This window comes from Magnetospira thiophila, assembly GCF_054657015.1.
This window is the reverse complement of sequence record NZ_BAAHXF010000001.1, coordinates 606,347-623,114: the sequence shown is the minus strand read 5'-3', so window position 1 is coordinate 623,114 and position 16,768 is coordinate 606,347. Positions and strand designations below refer to the sequence as shown.

Annotated in this window: 19 protein-coding genes; 8 read left to right on the top strand and 11 right to left on the bottom strand. The window is 61.5% G+C overall.

Annotation, left to right across the window (positions count from 1 at the left end; genetic code table 11):
* Position 1: 1 nt before the first annotated feature.
* Entirely contained in the window at positions 2-853 is an 852-nt protein-coding gene (locus ACYQ1P_RS02965) for a mechanosensitive ion channel family protein (RefSeq protein WP_460018890.1), read from the top strand.
* Positions 854-894: 41 nt separating this feature from the next.
* Here ACYQ1P_RS02965 and ACYQ1P_RS02960 read toward each other — a convergent pair whose 3' ends face one another.
* Both ACYQ1P_RS02960 and ACYQ1P_RS02955 read right to left on the bottom strand, forming a co-directional pair.
* Positions 895-1,758: an NUDIX hydrolase gene (locus ACYQ1P_RS02960; RefSeq protein ID WP_460018889.1), complete on the bottom strand. Its 864-nt coding sequence runs from the start codon at positions 1,756-1,758 to the stop codon at positions 895-897.
* Positions 1,759-1,768: 10 nt separating this feature from the next.
* Positions 1,769-2,074 (bottom strand): hypothetical protein, encoded by a 306-nt coding sequence (locus ACYQ1P_RS02955; protein ID WP_460018888.1) that lies wholly within the window; start codon positions 2,072-2,074, stop codon positions 1,769-1,771.
* A 219-nt stretch (positions 2,075-2,293) separates the two neighbouring features.
* Between ACYQ1P_RS02955 and ACYQ1P_RS02950 the strand changes: the two genes are divergently transcribed.
* Entirely contained in the window at positions 2,294-2,749 is a 456-nt protein-coding gene (locus ACYQ1P_RS02950) for a FliG C-terminal domain-containing protein (protein ID WP_460018887.1), read from the top strand.
* 1 nt (position 2,750) lies between these two features.
* Here ACYQ1P_RS02950 and ACYQ1P_RS02945 read toward each other — a convergent pair whose 3' ends face one another.
* Positions 2,751-3,293, bottom strand: a complete 543-nt coding sequence (locus tag ACYQ1P_RS02945) for a GcrA family cell cycle regulator (RefSeq protein WP_460018886.1) — start codon at positions 3,291-3,293, stop codon at positions 2,751-2,753.
* A 208-nt stretch (positions 3,294-3,501) separates the two neighbouring features.
* Entirely contained in the window at positions 3,502-3,708 is a 207-nt protein-coding gene (locus ACYQ1P_RS02940) for a YgaP family membrane protein (RefSeq protein WP_460018885.1), read from the bottom strand.
* A gap of 458 nt (positions 3,709-4,166) precedes the next feature.
* On the opposite strand from ACYQ1P_RS02940, the gene ACYQ1P_RS02935 reads away from it, so the two are divergent.
* On the top strand, positions 4,167-6,077 hold the full coding sequence (locus ACYQ1P_RS02935) for a PhoX family protein (protein ID WP_460018884.1): 1,911 nt from the start codon (positions 4,167-4,169) through the stop codon (positions 6,075-6,077).
* A gap of 152 nt (positions 6,078-6,229) precedes the next feature.
* On the opposite strand, the gene argB is transcribed toward ACYQ1P_RS02935, so the two are convergent.
* The 6 genes from argB to rpmH are packed head-to-tail and all read right to left on the bottom strand — an operon-like array spanning position 6,230 to position 10,378.
* Complete coding sequence (gene argB, locus ACYQ1P_RS02930; protein WP_460018883.1) at positions 6,230-7,144, bottom strand: acetylglutamate kinase; 915 nt, start codon at positions 7,142-7,144, stop codon at positions 6,230-6,232.
* A gap of 18 nt (positions 7,145-7,162) precedes the next feature.
* Positions 7,163-7,849: a ribosome biogenesis GTP-binding protein YihA/YsxC gene (gene yihA, locus ACYQ1P_RS02925; RefSeq protein ID WP_460018882.1), complete on the bottom strand. Its 687-nt coding sequence runs from the start codon at positions 7,847-7,849 to the stop codon at positions 7,163-7,165.
* Positions 7,813-9,534, bottom strand: coding sequence for a membrane protein insertase YidC (yidC, locus tag ACYQ1P_RS02920; protein ID WP_460018881.1), 1,722 nt, complete (start codon positions 9,532-9,534; stop codon positions 7,813-7,815). Before yidC ends, yihA begins: the two co-directional genes overlap by 37 nt.
* Before the next feature lie 4 nt (positions 9,535-9,538).
* Positions 9,539-9,826, bottom strand: a complete 288-nt coding sequence (gene yidD / locus ACYQ1P_RS02915; protein ID WP_460018880.1) for a membrane protein insertion efficiency factor YidD — start codon at positions 9,824-9,826, stop codon at positions 9,539-9,541.
* Positions 9,823-10,218, bottom strand: a complete 396-nt coding sequence (gene rnpA / locus ACYQ1P_RS02910) for a ribonuclease P protein component (RefSeq protein WP_460018879.1) — start codon at positions 10,216-10,218, stop codon at positions 9,823-9,825. The genes yidD and rnpA overlap by 4 nt, the downstream gene beginning before the upstream one ends.
* A gap of 25 nt (positions 10,219-10,243) precedes the next feature.
* Complete coding sequence (gene rpmH, locus ACYQ1P_RS02905) at positions 10,244-10,378, bottom strand: 50S ribosomal protein L34 (protein ID WP_460018878.1); 135 nt, start codon at positions 10,376-10,378, stop codon at positions 10,244-10,246.
* A gap of 216 nt (positions 10,379-10,594) precedes the next feature.
* Here rpmH and ACYQ1P_RS02900 point away from each other — a divergent pair, with 216 nt between their 5' ends.
* Genes ACYQ1P_RS02900 through ACYQ1P_RS02885 form a run of 4 tightly spaced genes read left to right on the top strand, consistent with a single transcriptional unit; the run spans position 10,595 to position 14,452 of the window.
* Positions 10,595-11,341, top strand: a complete 747-nt coding sequence (locus ACYQ1P_RS02900) for a TVP38/TMEM64 family protein (RefSeq protein ID WP_460018877.1) — start codon at positions 10,595-10,597, stop codon at positions 11,339-11,341.
* 2 nt (positions 11,342-11,343) lie between these two features.
* Positions 11,344-12,750: a dihydrolipoyl dehydrogenase family protein gene (locus ACYQ1P_RS02895; protein WP_460018876.1), complete on the top strand. Its 1,407-nt coding sequence runs from the start codon at positions 11,344-11,346 to the stop codon at positions 12,748-12,750.
* Between the two features lie 38 nt (positions 12,751-12,788).
* Entirely contained in the window at positions 12,789-14,198 is a 1,410-nt protein-coding gene (locus ACYQ1P_RS02890) for an ATP-binding protein (protein ID WP_460018875.1), read from the top strand.
* Positions 14,195-14,452: a SemiSWEET transporter gene (locus ACYQ1P_RS02885; RefSeq protein WP_460018874.1), complete on the top strand. Its 258-nt coding sequence runs from the start codon at positions 14,195-14,197 to the stop codon at positions 14,450-14,452. The genes ACYQ1P_RS02890 and ACYQ1P_RS02885 overlap by 4 nt, the downstream gene beginning before the upstream one ends.
* On the opposite strand, the gene ACYQ1P_RS02880 is transcribed toward ACYQ1P_RS02885, so the two are convergent.
* Positions 14,453-14,827, bottom strand: a complete 375-nt coding sequence (locus ACYQ1P_RS02880; protein ID WP_460018873.1) for a SpoIIAA family protein — start codon at positions 14,825-14,827, stop codon at positions 14,453-14,455. It abuts the gene before it with no gap.
* 463 nt (positions 14,828-15,290) lie between these two features.
* Between ACYQ1P_RS02880 and ccoN the strand changes: the two genes are divergently transcribed.
* A complete protein-coding gene (gene ccoN / locus ACYQ1P_RS02875; RefSeq protein ID WP_460018872.1) occupies positions 15,291-16,766 on the top strand; it encodes a cytochrome-c oxidase, cbb3-type subunit I in 1,476 nt (491 codons plus the stop codon).
* Positions 16,767-16,768 lie beyond the last annotated feature (2 nt).

The following is a 16,768-nucleotide window of genomic DNA, read 5'->3' as shown; positions in this document are numbered from 1 at the left end:
TTTGAATCTCAAAGACCTATTGATTCTGCTTAACAGTATTGCCGTCAATCAGATCGCGGCGACAATCATCCTGTTGATCGCGGTTTTTGTCGTGCGGATTTTCTCCAACCGCTACCTGAGCCACCGCGAGGACATTGAGGGCGAACAGCGACGCAGGTTGTTGTCCAACATGCGTAACTTGTTGGTCCTGGGGCTGATCATCGGGCTGGTCTTCATCTGGGCACCGGCCCTGCGCACTTTCGCGCTCTCCCTGACCGCCTTCGCCGTGGCCATCATCATCGCCACCAAGGAGCTGATTCTATGCATCAGCGGCTCGGTACTCAAGGCGAGCAGCGCCGCCATGCGGGTTGGAGACTGGATTGAAATCAACGGTTTGCGGGGCGAGGTGGTGGATCAGTCGCTGTTGTCCACCACCATCCAGGAACTGGGTAAGGACAATGCCGCCTACGAATTCACCGGACGGACCATCGTCCTGCCGAACAGTATGTTCCTGACCACGCCGGTCACCAATGAGCGATTTTACAAGCGCTATGTCTTCCACAGCTTTTATCTGTTGGCCGATGCCAACGCCGATGTGGAGGCCATTGGCGCGGCCTTGGTGGGATCGGTTGAAACCGACATGTCCGGCCACATGGAGGTGGCGCGCCGCTACATGTCATTGATCGAGAAACGGGCCGGGATCGACATCCGCGACCCGGAGCCGCGTCTTCGACTCTCGATGACCAACGAGGGGCGGGTTCGAATCGCCGTTACCGCCTTCCTGCCGACCAAGGAAGCGGGCGGCATCGAGCAACGGGCGCTGAATTGCGGGTTGGCGGTGATCCGCGAGAATTGGCTGGACGAAAAACCGTAACCTGTCCAGGACCGGTTTCTTGGAGCTGTTCCCCGTGACGGCTATTCCAGCCGTCCATCGTGGCCGCGCAGGCCCTTCAGCAGATCCAGGTAGTCCGGATATTCGGGCGGCAGATGGCCGTGGCGAATCAGGAAATCAATGAACACCAGGGCGCAGTTGAATTTGAAATCCTCGGTGGTTTCGAGGGCGTTCTGGACCTGGGCCAGGGACCACAATTCGAAGCACTCGACCTCGCCGTCCGTATTGCGGGGGACGACGCTGGCCGGAATGGGCAAATCATAAATGTAGAGAATATCCCGCCGCAGACCGTTCGGGCGTTGCATGCGGTAGGAGATGGCCCCCACCGGGCGGGCCTGACGAACCAGGGACTCGGGAAGGTCGGCTTCCTCGGCTGATTCCTTGATCAAATTTTCTCGCAGTGACAGATGGGCTGGTTGCCCCCCGGCGACGATCTGGTCCCATTTGCCCGGGGCAACAGCGCGATCCGCCGCCCGCCGCGCCATCCAAATCCGGACACCATCGGCTGCGCTGCGGTAGCCATTGAGATGCACCCCGATGCCCAGAATGCCGAAGCGCGCTGCCGCCGCCCGTTCGATGAACAGCAGCGGGGCTTCTCCCGGTGCCGTGACCGCCGCGAAAGGCTCATCGCGCCAAGCCGTAATATGACCCTTTTCGGCGATCCGGCGTAGCGCCGCGTCCACCGCCTGGGTCCGGTCAGCGACTGTGGACCACTTGTTGTTTACCGAGACCCGGTCGGTGGCGGTATCGAAGGCCTCGGGATGATTTTGACAGACGGGGATGAAGTCGCGATGCACCCACCCCACCTGTCGATCAGACGCCACAAAAGGCACAAAGGATTCGGGGGACCAAGTGTTGCAGCGTTTCAGATGTCGCAGCAAGGCCACCCGGGCACCCTCAGGCGGTCAACGCCAGAGGGCGCTTGTCGGCGGTCAATACCACTTCGACTCCGACAACCTGGCGTAGGGCGGCAGCTAATTTGGCCTGTTCCGCCGCCCCCACGTTGCGGATCTGCACGTCGATCTGCAAATCGTCGCTGTGGGCCGTGCGCAGGGTGCTATACCAAGTGGTCGGCACCATTCCGCGCTTGGCGAAGACTTCCATTACCCGGGACATCACACCCGCTTCGGCGGAGGCATGCACGGAAAAACAGGCCGTGGGGACATCATCGACGGCGGAAGGGCGAAAAGGGGACATGGACATGAACTTAAAGACTCCAGCAGGTTTGAACAAGACGAGCAGGCTTCCCGATCCTTATACAAGGACCGGGCCGGTAATTCGCCGCGCGGCGCTCAAACCTGGGTCAATTCCGTATGTCATAACGAAGCGATGCTTACCCCGCGACGGACTCGAAATCAAGAGGCCGCCTTGCTTTTGATTGTCGCCCTGTGTCACCCTGGACACGCTTTTGGAGCCCCTGCCATGAAAATCACCGCCACAAAATCCGCCAAGAACGACTATCTGCTGACGTTCGATGACACCCGTGTCCCATTGAACGACGCGGAGGTGAAACTTTTGCTGGCCCAGCTCAAGAAGCTGGTCGGCGGCACCGAGGCCCCGCCGGAAAAGATGCAGGCACAGCTCCTGGCCCTGATCAAGGCCGCCGATGATCTGGGTTTGCAGGCCCTCCTACAAGGGGCGGAGTCCGACGATGTGCTGATTCTGCTCAAAGTGGGTGAAGCCGACGCGGCCCTGCGCGCCCGCCTGTTCAACAACATGAGCAACCGGGCGCGGCAGGTCTGCGAGGAGGACATGGCTTTCAAGTTCAAGAACGGCGTGCCGCAGGCCCAGCTTTCCACCGCCCTGGCCCGGTTGACCCGATCCATCGCCGTTCTGAAAAAAGAGGGGCGGCTGCAACTCAAGAAGCCTGCGGGATAGTCTAGGCCGCCGCTGTGGTCTTCTGCGCCGCCTTGTTGCGGTTCGACCGATCCCCCTTGCTGCTCTTGACATAAGCCACCTGGCAATGGGGCAGGCAATAGGGCTTGCCAGGCACCGTGGGGTTGCCGCAAAAATGGAAATCGGGCGTGCCCGGCTCGCCGGTCGGCCAGCAGCACATGCCGTGACTCAAACGGTCGAGGGTCACGGTCTCATGGGGCGACGGGGGCGTGACCGCCACTTGCGGCGGGGCCTTGGGGGCGGGTTTGGGCTTGGGCTCCGGCTTCGGTGCGGCGGCCACCGGGGTCTCGGTGACGGGCTTTTCCGCCGGGGCCTTGCGGGCCGAGGTCGCTTCGCGGGGGGGCTTCTTGGCGGCGGCGGCCCGTTGAATGGGCGACTGCCGCTTGGGCAGTCCCAGGCGATGGGCCTTGCCGATCACGGCGTTTTTGGTGAACCCCAAACGACGGCCAATCTCGCCCGTGGCCAAGCCCTCGCTCCATAAATCCGTGAGGAGTTTGATGCGGTCGGGAGTCCAGTCCTGTGTCATGCTGCCTCTGTCGTGCCTGCCCGAAGTGGAAAAAATCAAGTCCTGCCAACCCGTTAGGGCAAATATGGGGCGGCAGCCAATTGTCCGGCGGAGATTACATCATCTGACCGGTCGCGGCAACCCCACCCCCGACAGGGTTTTGAGGTTATGAAAATGTGGCAGCTCCCGAAGGGAAGCTGCCAAACATCGGCCCACATGAGCCGGCGGATTATTTGCGTTCGCTGGCCGGGCAGGTCCGAATGCCGAGAATGCTGTAAGCCGGGCACCAGCCGAGCATGGTGGTCAGCACTGGAACCAGACCGATCAGGCCGACCCAGCGATAGGTGAAGCCTTCCGCCACGGCGGCGAAGGTGAGCAACAGACCGCCAACCAGAATGCGAAGGAAGCCATCGAGAAAACCGACGTTATGGGGCATTTGTATCGTCTCCAAAATCCATGGGATCATTTTAAGCTTGGCCCGTCCTGTCAGGGCCGGGGGGGATTGTCAACGATCCAGGACCGAATGACAATTATTATAATATTCTAAAATACGAGTCGGTTCTGGATTGAAAGCGCGCCGGGAGAGGGAGGCGCCTTCTTCATCACATCGGCGGCGGAATGAGTGCCCGCGCCGTTGCTGGAAAACGGTAAGAAAATCACGGCGGCTGAATGAAACGTTCATGCCCGAGATCCGCAATGAAATACGACGATCAGACAATTATACGTCTTAGCCATTTGACGCCAAGGCGATATCACGGCCTCGGCATTGAAGCGGCAAAAGGTTCATCCGAGTGTAATGGTGGCGCAATAATCAATCATAATAATCCTGAGGCGATATGATGTGCCCCGTATCCGGACACCTGATCTCACCTTAAATTCTTGATGGAGGATGGAATGCCCGATCGTCGTTTCAAAACGAAGGATTATCCGCTCGACCAATTTGATGAAGTCAATTTCCCGCGCCCGGAACAGACCGAATTCGACGCCCTGGCCGAAAAGGCCCTGTCGCGCCGCGGCTTTCTCGCCGGTGTCGCCACCGGCATGACGGCTTTCGTGCTCGGCAGCACGGCACTGACCTCGGTGGTCAGGGCCGCGATGTCCAGCCGCCTGGCCTTCGATGCCGTTGCCGCCAATTCCATGGACACTGTGACTGTGCCAAAAGGCTACAGCTGGCACGTGGTTGGCGCCTGGGGCGACCCCCTGTGGTCGAAGGGCACTGAATTCGATCACGCCACCCGCGGCACCGCCGAAAGCCAGATGATGGCCATGGGTGACAACACCGACGGCATGGCGGTGTTCGCCGCCCCCGATGGCCGCATGGTGATGGCGCAGAACAACGAATACACCAATCTCGAAATCACCTGGGGCAACCGGGAAGGCGGCAAGTTCGCCAACGACGACGACGTCAAGAAGGGCATGAACGCTCACGGCGTGTCGGTGTTCGAGATTGCGCAAAAGGACGGCAAGTGGTCGATCGTCAAGGACGCCGCCGTCAACCGCCGCATCACCCCGAACACGGAAATGATGCTGACCGGTCCGGCCGCCGGCCATGACCTGCTCAAGACCAAGGCCGATCCGAGCGGTACCAAGTCGCTGGGGACCTGGAACAACTGCGGCAACGGTCGTACCCCCTGGGGCACCTACCTGACCTGCGAAGAGAACTTCAACGGCTATTTCTCGGCCTCTGACAAGGATTTCGTCCTCTCGGCCGAATTGAAGCGTTACGGCGTCAAGCATGACGACTGGGGCTACGGTTGGGCCACGGTCGATGAGCGTTTCGACGTGTCCAAGAATCCCAACGAGCCGAACCGCGCTGGATACATCGTCGAAATTGATCCGCTGGACCCGAAGTCGACGCCGAAGAAGCGCACCGCCATGGGCCGCTTCAAGCACGAGAATGCCGAGATCGTAGTCAACGATGATGGCCATGTGGTCGCCTACATGGGCGACGACGAGCGCGGCGAGTTCCTCTACAAGTTTGTCTCGGCCAACAAGATGGTCACCGTCGGCGACAACGCCGACCTTTTGGAGAACGGCACCCTGTATGTGGCGAAGTTCCACGATGGTGGGCGTGGCGAATGGTTGGAACTCTCCCCGGCGACCACCGGCATGAAGAGTCAGGCCGACATCTGCATCCATACGCGCATCGCGGCCTCGGCTGTGGGTGCCACCACCATGGACCGACCGGAATGGGTATCGTTCAATCCGAAGCGTGGTGAGGTCGCCTGCTGCCTGACCAACAACAAGAACCGGGCCGTGAAGCCGAACGCCGGCGGCGACGAGACCCCGCTCAATGGCCCCAACCCGCGCAAGGGCAACAAGTATGGCCAGATCGTCCGCTGGCGCCCGGACAACAACGATCACACGTCCCGCGACTTCAATTGGGACCTGTTTGTCATGGCCGGAAATCCGACGGTCCACAGCGACGACCGCAAGGGCTCGGTCAACGTCACCGCCGACAACATGTTCAACTCGCCCGACGGTCTGGCCCACGATACCAACGGCCTGATGTGGATCCTGACCGACGGCAACTACTCCAACAAGGACGACTTCGCCGGACAGGGCAACAACCAGATGCTGGTCGGCGATCCCGATACAGGCGAAATCAAGCGCTTCCTGGTCGGCCCGCGGGAATGCGAGGTGACCGGCATTACCTGGACGCCGGACCGTCGGACCCTGTTCGTCGGCATCCAGCACCCGGGCGAGAAGGCAAAGGGCGAGAGCCATTGGCCGGGCGGCGGTGACTCCGTGCCGCGTTCGGCCATTGTCGCCATCAGCCGCGAAGACGGCGCGCAGTTCGTCTAAGCGCTGCGACAAATTAAGGTCAAGCGGGGGCGGTTGTGCCCCCGTTTTTTTGGCCTGGGGAGGGAAGGGGGCAATGGGTTTCGAATGACGAAAAATGAAACGTCAAGACCCCGTTCCCGATCACGGAAACAGGCCCTCATGGCCGACCCGACTCACGTGTCGTGATGGATCAAGGTGCCGACACCGTGTTCGGTGAAGGTTTCCAGCAGCAGGGCGTGGGGGACCCGGCCATCCAGGATGACCGCCGCGCTGACGCCGTTCTTCAGGGCGTCGAGGCAGGTTTCCACCTTGGGGATCATGCCGCCACGGATGGTGCCGTCGGCAATCATATCCCGGGCCTGGGAGACCGAGATATCGGTCAACAGATTGCCGGACTTGTCCAGCACCCCGGCCACGTCGGTCAGCATCAACAGGCGGCGGGCATGCAGCGCCCCGGCAATGGCACCGGCTGCGGTATCGGCGTTGATGTTGAAGGTTTCGCCGTTGGCGCCGTGACCGATGGGGGCGATCACCGGGATAATGTCGGTTTCCTCGAAGAAATCCAGAATATGGGTGGTAATTTCAGAGGGTTCGCCGACGAAACCCATGTCAAGCACGCTCTCGATGTTGGATTCCGGATCGCGCCGGGTGCGTTCCAGCTTGGTCGCCTGAATCAGGTGGCCGTCCTTGCCCGACAGGCCGACGGCAAAACCGCCCGCCTTGTTGATCGCTGAGACAATCTGTTTATTGATCGAGCCGGCGAGCACCATTTCCACCACATCCACCGTGGCCTGATCGGTGACCCGCAGGCCGTCGATGAACTGGCTGGCGATTTTCAGCTTGTCGAGCATCTGGCCGATTTGCGGCCCGCCGCCATGCACCACCACCGGACTGATTCCGACCTGACGCAGCAATACGATGTCACGGGCGAACTGTTCGGCCAGGGTGCCGTCTCCCATGGCATGGCCACCGTATTTGATGACGAAGGAGGCGCCGTTGTATTTGCGCATGAAGGGCAGCGCCTCAGACAGGGTGGCCGCCTGGGCCAGCCATTCCTCGTGGGTCTTTTCCCGTGCTTGTTCGGTCATCGCTTCGGTTCCTTGTAATCAGCCCTTTGGCGCGGGTGCGGCCAGCATGGCCAGCGCCGCCCGCATCTCTTCGATGCCGCCGCCCTTGCGCGACGATGTGGCGAGAATATGCGGATAAGAGGCCACATGGCGAGTGAGATCTTGTTGGGTACGGGCGAGCAACTCCTGGCGCTCGTCTTGGCGAATCTTGTCCTGCTTGGTCAGCACCACCTGAAACGGGACGGCGGACTTGTCGAGCAGCGTCATCACCTCGTGGTCATTGTCCTTGATGCCGTGGCGGCTGTCGATCAGGAGCAGGACACGGCGCAGGTTGGGGCGGCCGCGCAGGTAATCGAGAATCAGCCAGGTCCAGTTGGTGACCTTGGCCTTGGGCGCGCTGGCGTAGCCATAGCCGGGCAGATCGACCACCATCAGGCGCTCATCGAGGCTGAAGAAATTCAGTTCCTGGGTGCGCCCGGGGGTGTTGGAGGTGCGGGCCAGTTCCTTGCGCCGGGTCAGGGCATTGATCAGGCTGGATTTTCCCACATTGGAACGACCGGCGAAGGCGACTTCCGGCAGGTCCTGGGGCGGCAGGCCGTCCAGACCCACCACGCCGGTCACGAAGCGGCATTCCCGGGCGAACAACAACCGCCCGGCCTCCAATTCCTCGGGGCTGAAGGGCGGCGCGCTCAGGGTGCGACGCCCATGCGCTTCATGATCACCCATTGCTGAGTAATGGACAGAATGTTGTTCCACACCCAGTAGATCACCAGACCGGCCGGGAAGCTGGCCAGCATGATGGTGAAGACGAACGGCAGGAACATGAAGATCTTGGCCTGCACCGGATCGGTCGGAGCCGGATTGAGCTTCTGTTGCAGATACATGGTCAGACCCATGAGCAACGGCCAGACGCCGATGGTCAGCATGGACGGCGGGTCCCAGGGGATCAGCCCGAAGAGGTTGAACAGGGAGGTCGGGTCCTGCGCCGACAGATCCTGAATCCAGCCAAAGAACGGGGCCTGACGCATTTCAATGGTCACGAACAGCACCTTGTAGAGGGAAAAGAACACCGGAATCTGCACCAGCATGGGTAGGCACCCGGCGGCCGGATTGGCCTTTTCCCGTTTGTACAGGGCCATCATTTCCTGATTCAGGCGGCCCTTGTCGTCGGCGAAACGCTCTTGCAGCTTTTTCAGTTCCGGCTGCAACTTCTTCATCTTGCTCATGGCCCGATAGGAAACGTTGGCCAGCGGGAAAAAGGCCCCCTTGATGGCCACTGTCAGCAGCAAAATGGCAATGCCGAGATTACCGACGAATTTGTTGAGGAACAGCAGGGCCAGGAAGATCGGTTTGGTCAGGAAGTAGAACCAGCCGAAGTCAATGGCCAGATCGAAATTGACGATGCCCAAATCCTTGGCGTAGCCGTCGAGTAGGTCCACTTCCTTGGCTCCGGCGAACAGGTGGCTGGTGGAGATGCCCTCGGCTCCCGGCGGAACGGTGAGCAACGCCCCGGTGAAATCGGCCTGATAGCGGTCGCCGGTATTGGCTTTTTGATAATGGAAACGCCCGTTGATCGGCTGTGTCTGATCGGGGATGACTGCGGCCAGCCAATATTTATCGGTGAATCCCAGCCAACCCCCGGCGGTGGTGGTCCAGGATTTGTTGGGCTCTTCTTGCATGGTGCTGTATTTGGCCTCTTCCAAGGTGCCCTCGAAAACACCCAAGAGGCCTTCGTGCAGGATGTAGAAGTTGGTGGTCTTTGGCGTCTCGTGGCGCGACACCAGGCCATAGGGGGCCAGGGTCACCGGCTTGTCGGTGTTGTTGATCACCGACTGGGCCACGTGGAACATATAATTCTGATCAAGGCTGATCACGCGCTTGAAGATCACCCCTTCGCCGTTGTCCCAACTCAGAGTGACCGGCTGGGCCGGGGTCAGCACCTCGCGGTCGGCGGTCCAGACATCCTCGGCGGTCGGCAAACGAGGGCTGCCCCCGGGCGCCGGAATCCAGCCAAATTCGGCGAAATAGGGATGCGGTGCCCCGGAGGGCGAAAACAACGTGATCTGGTCGCTGTCCTTGTCCAGGGTTTCCCGATAGGTGGTCAGAATCAAGTCGTCGATGCGGCTGCCCTTGAGCGAAATGGAGCCGCGCAGATGTTCCGATTCGATGTGCAGGCGGGGGGCCTTGGCCAGGGTGGCGTGGCGCATCTGCTCCACATCGCCGCCGACCAGCGGGGCGCTGACCGATCCTGGCGGAACGGCGGCACCGGGGGGCGGGGCCATGCTGGTTAAGGCATCGGCCTGCTCGGCGGGCGGCGGAGGCACCTCTGTGGGCGGGAACAGGAACTGCCACCCGAACAGGATGGCAATCGACAGCACGATGGCCAGGAGCATATTGCGTTGTTCGCCCATCTTCTTATCGCCTCGTTTTCCGGTCACCCGCTGAGGAGTCGGAGTTGCAGTGGTGGTCGTCGCCTTCCCCGCTTCCGGGAACGGGATCATATCCCATGCCGCCCCAGGGATGGCAGCGCCCGATACGTTTGGCCGCCAGCCAACCGCCCCGCAAGGCCCCATGCCGGGCCAGGGCCTCCAGGGCATACTGGGAGCAGGTCGGCTGGTACCGGCAGGACGACGGCAGGACGGGGGATAGCAGAAGCTGATAGCCCCGCACAAGGGTGCGTAACACCCAGGCCAGCGGACTCATGGCAATTTCCCCTCATCATCGGAGGCTTCACGGTAGAGTTTCAGCCGTTTCAGGGACGATTCCAGGTCGTTGCGTAATTTTTCAAAAGGACGCTCGGGCGTGGCGGCGCGACCAATCAGAACGTAGTCGTACCCAACCCGGGCATGCAGGGTCAGGATCTGATCCGCCACCGCGCGCAGACGGCGCCGGGCGCGGTTGCGGACCACCGCGTTGCCGACTTTCTTGCTGACGGTAAAACCGACCCGGGCCGTGCAATCGTCCAAAGGAGGCCGTTCCCCGCCGTGATGCTTTCGGACCTGGAGAATCAAGCCGGGGGTCACCGACTTGAGGGCCGACCGGGCGGCCCGCAGGAACTCGACCCGCCTTTTGAGATGGGGCAATCCTGCGCGCATGACCGGTCTCCGAAGGAGAGGGTATTTAAGCGGACAGTTTCTTGCGGCCCTTGCGACGGCGGTTGGTCAGCACCCGGATTCCCCCGACGGAGGACATGCGGCTGCGGAATCCGTGCCGGCGCTTGCGGACCAGGCGGCTGGGCTGAAAAGTGCGTTTCACGGGTCTTCTCCGAATTCTGAAGGCGCGCCGGTGCGCGCAAAATCGAGCCCCGCTGTATAAGGGGTCGTCCGACGCAAGTCAACGCCTTGATCCATATCCCAGCATACCGCGTCACGAAAGCGTGAGGAACCAGCGGAACCTTGTGACTGGTGAGTGGTGGATATCACGGTCATATTGTATCCAACAGCCTGTTCTTGCATTGGGAAGGCCCGCACCATGAACGATCACCCGGTAGAGATCCCCGAACGGGGCCGCCTGAGTATACGCAGGCTGTGGCCTCTGCTGGTGATTCTCCTGGGGTTCGCCGGGTTCTTTCTGTTTGGCCTCAACGATTATCTGACCTGGCAGACCCTGTCGGAGAACCGGATGGCGCTGATGCACTGGAAGGAAGAGAACCTGCTGTTCGCGACCCTGCTGCTGATTGCGATTTATGCGCTGGTGGTGGCGCTGTCGTTGCCGGTGGCCGCCCTGTTCACGCCGGTGGCGGGGTTTTTGTTCGGGGTGGTGGAAGGCGCGGTCTGTTCCATGATCGGCGCGACCATCGGGGCGGTCGCGGTGTTTTTCGCCGCCCGCTATGCGCTGGCCGATTTTTTCCATGCCCGTGCGGGCAAGGCTCTGCATCGCATGGAACAGGGATTCCGCGACCATGCGCTGAGTTACATGCTGGTTTTGCGTCTGGTGCCGCTGTTTCCGTTTTTCCTGGTCAATCTGGTGCCGGGACTGCTGGGGGTGCCGTTTCGGGCCTACCTGATCGGCACCTTCGTCGGGATCATTCCCGGGGCCTTCGTCTATGCCAGCGTCGGCAATGGCCTGGGGGCGATTTTCGATGCCGGAGAGGTGCCCGACATGGGTATTATTTTCAAACCGGAAGTCTTCGCGCCGATTCTCGGGTTGGCGTTATTGGCGCTGATTCCGGTCGCCTATAAAGAAGTCCAACGCCGTCGTGCCGACAAGGAGATCTGATAATGGCCGATCTATCCGCCGAGATCTGCGTCATCGGCGCCGGGGCCGGAGGGCTGTCGGTGGCTGCCGGAGCCTCGCAAATGGGGGCCAGCACCATCCTCATTGAAAAGGGGCTGATGGGCGGCGACTGCCTGAATTTCGGCTGTGTGCCCTCGAAGGCCCTGCTCGCCGCCGGTCATGCCGCAGCGGCGGCGCGCCGGGGGGAGCGATTTGGCGTTACTTGCGGGGTGCCGGAAATCGCCGCGGATAAAGTCTACGCGCATGTGAAAGAGACCATCGCCGCCATTGCCCCCCTGGATTCCCAGGAACGCTTCGAAGGTCTGGGAGTGACGGTGTTGCGCGGCGCGGCGCGTTTCGTCGACGGGACCACCGTGGCGGTCGGCGCGGACCGGGTGACCGCCCGGCGCTTCGTCATCGCCACCGGCTCCAGGGCGCTGATTCCGCCACTGCCCGGTTTGGAGAGCACCGAATACCTGACCAACGAGACAATCTTCGATCTGACCGAAATTCCTAAGCATCTGTTGATCATCGGCGGCGGCCCCATCGGGGTGGAGATGGCCCAGGCCCACCGGCAGTTGGGGGCCGAGGTGACGCTGATCGAGGCGGCTTCCCTGTTGCCGCGCGACGATCCGGAAATGGTCGATGTGCTGCGCCAGCGATTGCGCCGCGAGGGGGTGACCTTGCTCGAAGGCGCGGCGGTGACCGGCATTGCGCCGGGGCCGGTGGTGACGGTGGACGGAATCGGCGAGATTGCCGGGTCGCATCTGCTGCTGGCCGTGGGGCGGCGCCCCAATGTGGAAGGGCTGGATCTGGAAAAGGCGGGCATCGCGGCGGACCGCAAGGGCATCACCGTCGATGGCAAACTGCGCACCAGCAACAAGAAAGTCTATGCCATCGGCGATGTGACCGGCGGCTTGCAGTTCACCCATGTGGCCGGGTATCACGCCGGGGTGGTGATCAAGAATATTTTGTTCCGTCTGCCCGCCAAGTCCGACATGCGGGCGGTGCCCTGGGTCACCTATTGCGCCCCCGAACTGGCCGGGGTCGGCCTGAGTGAAACCCAGGCGCAGGCCAAATACGGCCCCAAGCTGCGGGTGCTGCGCTGGTCCCTGGGCGACAACGACCGGGCGCGGGCGGAAGCCTCGACCGATGGCCAGATCAAGGTGCTGGTCACCGACAAGGGCCGCATTCTCGGGGCGACCATTGTCGGGGCCGGAGCCGGGGAGTTGATCCAGGTCTGGGCCTTGGCCATAGCCCAAAAGCTGAAGATCGGCGCGATGGCCCAGATGGTCGTTCCCTATCCGACCCTCGGGGAGATCAGCAAACGGGCGGCGGGGACTTTTTATACCCCCTCCCTGTTTTCCCCGCGAACCCGCAAGATCGTCCGTTTTCTGTCCCGCTTCGGCTGAGCTTGCCTCGGTCGGGCGGTGGTCGCATGATCCCTGCCATGAACGATTCGTCCGCCTCCGCTCCGTCCCTGCTCACCGGCCTGTCGGCGAAACTGCTGCTGCTGACGGTGATCCTGATTCTGCTCAGCGAGGCGCTGATTTACGTACCGTCCATTTCCCGCTACCGCCGCGCCTGGTTGGAGGAGCATCTGGCCGCCGGGCATCTGGCGTCGCTGGCGCTGGATGCGGCACCGGACCAGATGGTCGATGCGAAACTGCGCGATCAACTGCTGTTTCACGCCGGAGCCCATGCGGTGGCCATTCAGCGTGATGGGGCACGCTTCCTGGCCCTGTCCAGCGACATGCCGCCAATGGTCGACGAGACGGTCGACTTGGATCGGCAGGACTGGCTCTATTGGATCGGCGGCGCATTCGCGACATTGGGGCGCGATGAGGATTATGTCATGCGGGTGGTCGGCAAGTCTCCCAAGGCGATGCAGGTGAGAGTCGAAGTGGTGTTGGATGAAGTCCCGCTTCGGCGCGCCATGGAGGCCTATTCGCGAAGGATTTTGCTGCTGTCGCTGGTCATCTCCGGACTCACGGCGGCGTTTGTCTATTTGGGGCTGCATTGGCTGATGGTGCGTCCCCTGCGGCGCATTACCGACAGCATGGCGGCCTTTCGCGCCGATCCGGAGGGCGAGGCGTACCGCCTGCCCGAGACCCCGCGCCGCGACGAAATCGGTTTCACCCAGCGGACGCTGGCCCATATGCAGGCCGACGTCCGCTCGGCCCTGCGGCAGCGCGCCCGGCTGGCGGCGCTGGGCGGCGCGGTGACCAAGATCAACCACGACCTGCGCAATTCCCTGGCCACGGCGATGCTGGTGTCGGACCGGCTGGCGGCCAGTGCCGATCCGGATGTGCGTGAAATCACGCCGCGGCTGATCCGTTCCATTGATCGGGCGGTGGTCCTGTGCAGCCATACCCTGGACTATGCGGGAGAACGGCAGGTGCCGCTGTATCGCGAACGCTTCTATCTGGCGGACCTGCTACAGGACGTGCGGGCGGGACTGGTCATCGACGGCGATTCCGCAGCCGAGGTCCATTTGGAGGTGCCGCCGATGCTCGAAGTGGTGGCCGACGAAGGCCAGATGCACCGGGCCTTGAGCAACCTGGGCCGCAATGCGGTCGAGGCGGGGGCGGCGCAAATCCGCATTGAGGCCGAGCAGATGGATTCGGCGGGCACCGTGCGTATTCGGGTCTTCGACGACGGTCCGGGCTTGCCCCCCAAGGCACGCGACAACCTGTTTCAGCCGTTTGCCGGATCGGCGCGCCCGGACGGCACGGGGCTGGGGCTGGTCATTGCCCGGGATGTGCTGCGGGCGCATGGGGGCGATCTGCACCTGGAACGGAGCGGCGACGATGGCACCTGCTTCGAGATGTTCTTGCCGTCTGGTGAGGAAGACACATGATGGAAAACGTGACCCTGTTGGGCTTTGCCGCCGCCACCTGCACCACCCTGGCCTTTCTGCCGCAGGTCCTCAAGACCTGGCGCACCCGCTCGACGGAGGATATCTCTCTGACCATGTTCCTGGTGCTGTGCGGCGGCATTGTGCTGTGGCTGATCTACGGGATGTTGACCGAGGACTGGCCCTTGATGGTGGGCAACGGTATCACCCTGCTGCTGGCCGGGACCATCTTGTTCTTCAAGCTCCGCCACGGGTGATCAGGGATCGTCCTGTGCCGTAGATTCCAGCCAGGCCCAGGCCTCTTCCACCCTGGAAACGTCGAAATAGCGCGTTTCAACGGGGGCGATCTCCGCCATGACCCGGGCCAGCAGGCTTTCCCAGCCGGCTTCTCCGACAATCGCCATCCGCTCCAGGTCGTTCCAGTGACGCAGCCCGAACATGAGGTCGTCCCAGGCCGCATGGGGATCGACCCACTCGAAACCGCCCAAATGGAACAGCACGCGCAAGCGCCCATGTTGGGCAATCAGGGACTCCAGTCTGGGGAGCAGAAAGACGTAATCTTCGTGGCACAAGCGGCCCAGGGCCTGCACGCCGACGATGCGTCCTTTGCTGCGCGGAAGGATATGAAACATGGCCCGGCTCCTTCTTCAGAGACACCCGGCCCGCCCTGCCCGACATCATATTATAACAAGATTGGCGCGGTCATGCCATACCTGCGTCAGGGGAGGTCCCCATAAACAACTGTAATTGAAGTGTAATATAAGGGACTCTGGTAACCACAGAGCAAATGATGTGGGAAATTTTTAAAATCAACTTTTCGAATAGTAATACTTTTAGTGGGGCTTTTGGTGTTTTTTGTCCCCGATCAAGGCGTTCCGGGGATTGAGGGGCCAAATCCGGTTTGACTTTTGATCTGTCCCCTTTATAAGATCACATTCTATATCGAGAGATTTCCGTGGTCGGTGATCACGGGATAGGGGCGCTCCGGCTTCATCTGCAAAGCGCGATGTCCTTTCCCGCCTTCGGGGGGTTGAGGACGGGCATCGTCAGAGGAAGAGGGGCGTTTTTGTAAACAGAGGGGAACAGGAGTTCGGGATGAACCTAGCGACAGCAGCAGAGCCGGTCGCCTACAACGAGGACGTGGTCCGCAAGTTCGTTGTAGCGGCCACGTTCTGGGGTGTCATCGGCTTTCTCGCCGGTGTCTACATCGCGGCGGAGCTCGCCTTTCCGGTATTGAACCTTGGCTTGGAGTGGACGACCTTCGGTCGCCTGCGCCCGGTTCACACATCGGCGGTGATTTTTGCTTTCGGCGGCAACATTATGCTCGGCACTTCGTTTTATGTGGTGCAACGGACATGCCGTCAGGTGTTGTTCGGCGGCAAGGGGCTGGCCAATTTTATTTTCTGGGGCTATCAGCTGGTGATCGTGCTGGCCGCCGCCGGATATGTTCTGGGCATCACCCAGGGCAAGGAATACGCGGAACCGGAATGGTATGTGGATCTGCTGTTGACGGTGGTCTGGGTGGCCTATCTGGTGGCCTTCGCAGGAACCCTGTTCACCCGGCGTGAATCCCACATTTATGTGGCCAACTGGTTCTATCTGGCGTTCATTTTGACTGTGGCGGTTCTGCACCTGGGCAACAACGTGACCGTTCCGGTGGCGCTGTTCGGTGGCGAGTTCACCCGCTCCTACATCGCCTGGGCCGGTGTCCGTGACGCCATGACCCAGTGGTGGTATGGTCATAACGCCGTCGGGTTCTTCCTGACTGCGGGCTTCCTGGGGCTGATGTACTACTTCGTGCCCAAGCAGGCCAATCGTCCGGTCTATTCCTACCGTCTGTCGATCGTGCACTTCTGGGCGCTGATCTTCCTTTACATCTGGGCCGGTCCGCACCACCTGCACTATACGGCGCTGCCCGATTGGACGCAGACCCTGGGCATGACCTTCTCGATCATGTTGTGGATGCCCTCCTGGGGCGGCATGATCAACGGCATCATGACCCTGTCGGGGGCCTGGGAGAAGTTGCGGACCGATCCGGTGTTGCGCTTCCTGGTGACCTCCATCGCCTTCTACGGCATGTCGACCTTCGAAGGTCCGGCCATGTCGATCAAGGCGGTGAACTCGCTGTCCCACTACACCGACTGGACCATTGGTCACGTGCATTCCGGTGCGCTGGGCTGGGTCGCCTTCGTCAGCTTCGGGGCCTTGTACTACCTGTATCCGAAGCTGTGGCATCGGGAGCGTCTGTACAGCCTGCGGCTGGTGTCCTATCACTTCTGGATCGCCACCATTGGCATCGTGCTGTACATCACCTCCATGTGGATCTCGGGCATCATGCAGGGCCTGATGTGGCGGGCTTATGACGAGCTGGGCTTCCTCCAGTACTCGTTCATCGAGACCGTCGAAGCCATGCATCCCTACTACGTGATCCGAATGCTCGGCGGGGTGCTGTTCCTGCTCGGGTCCTTGATCATGGTGTATAACTTCATCAAGACCGCCCGTGGCGAAATCCGGCGCGAGGAGGCCTTCGTTGAAGCTCCCCACACCGCGTCCGCCGGCGCAGCCGAGTAAGG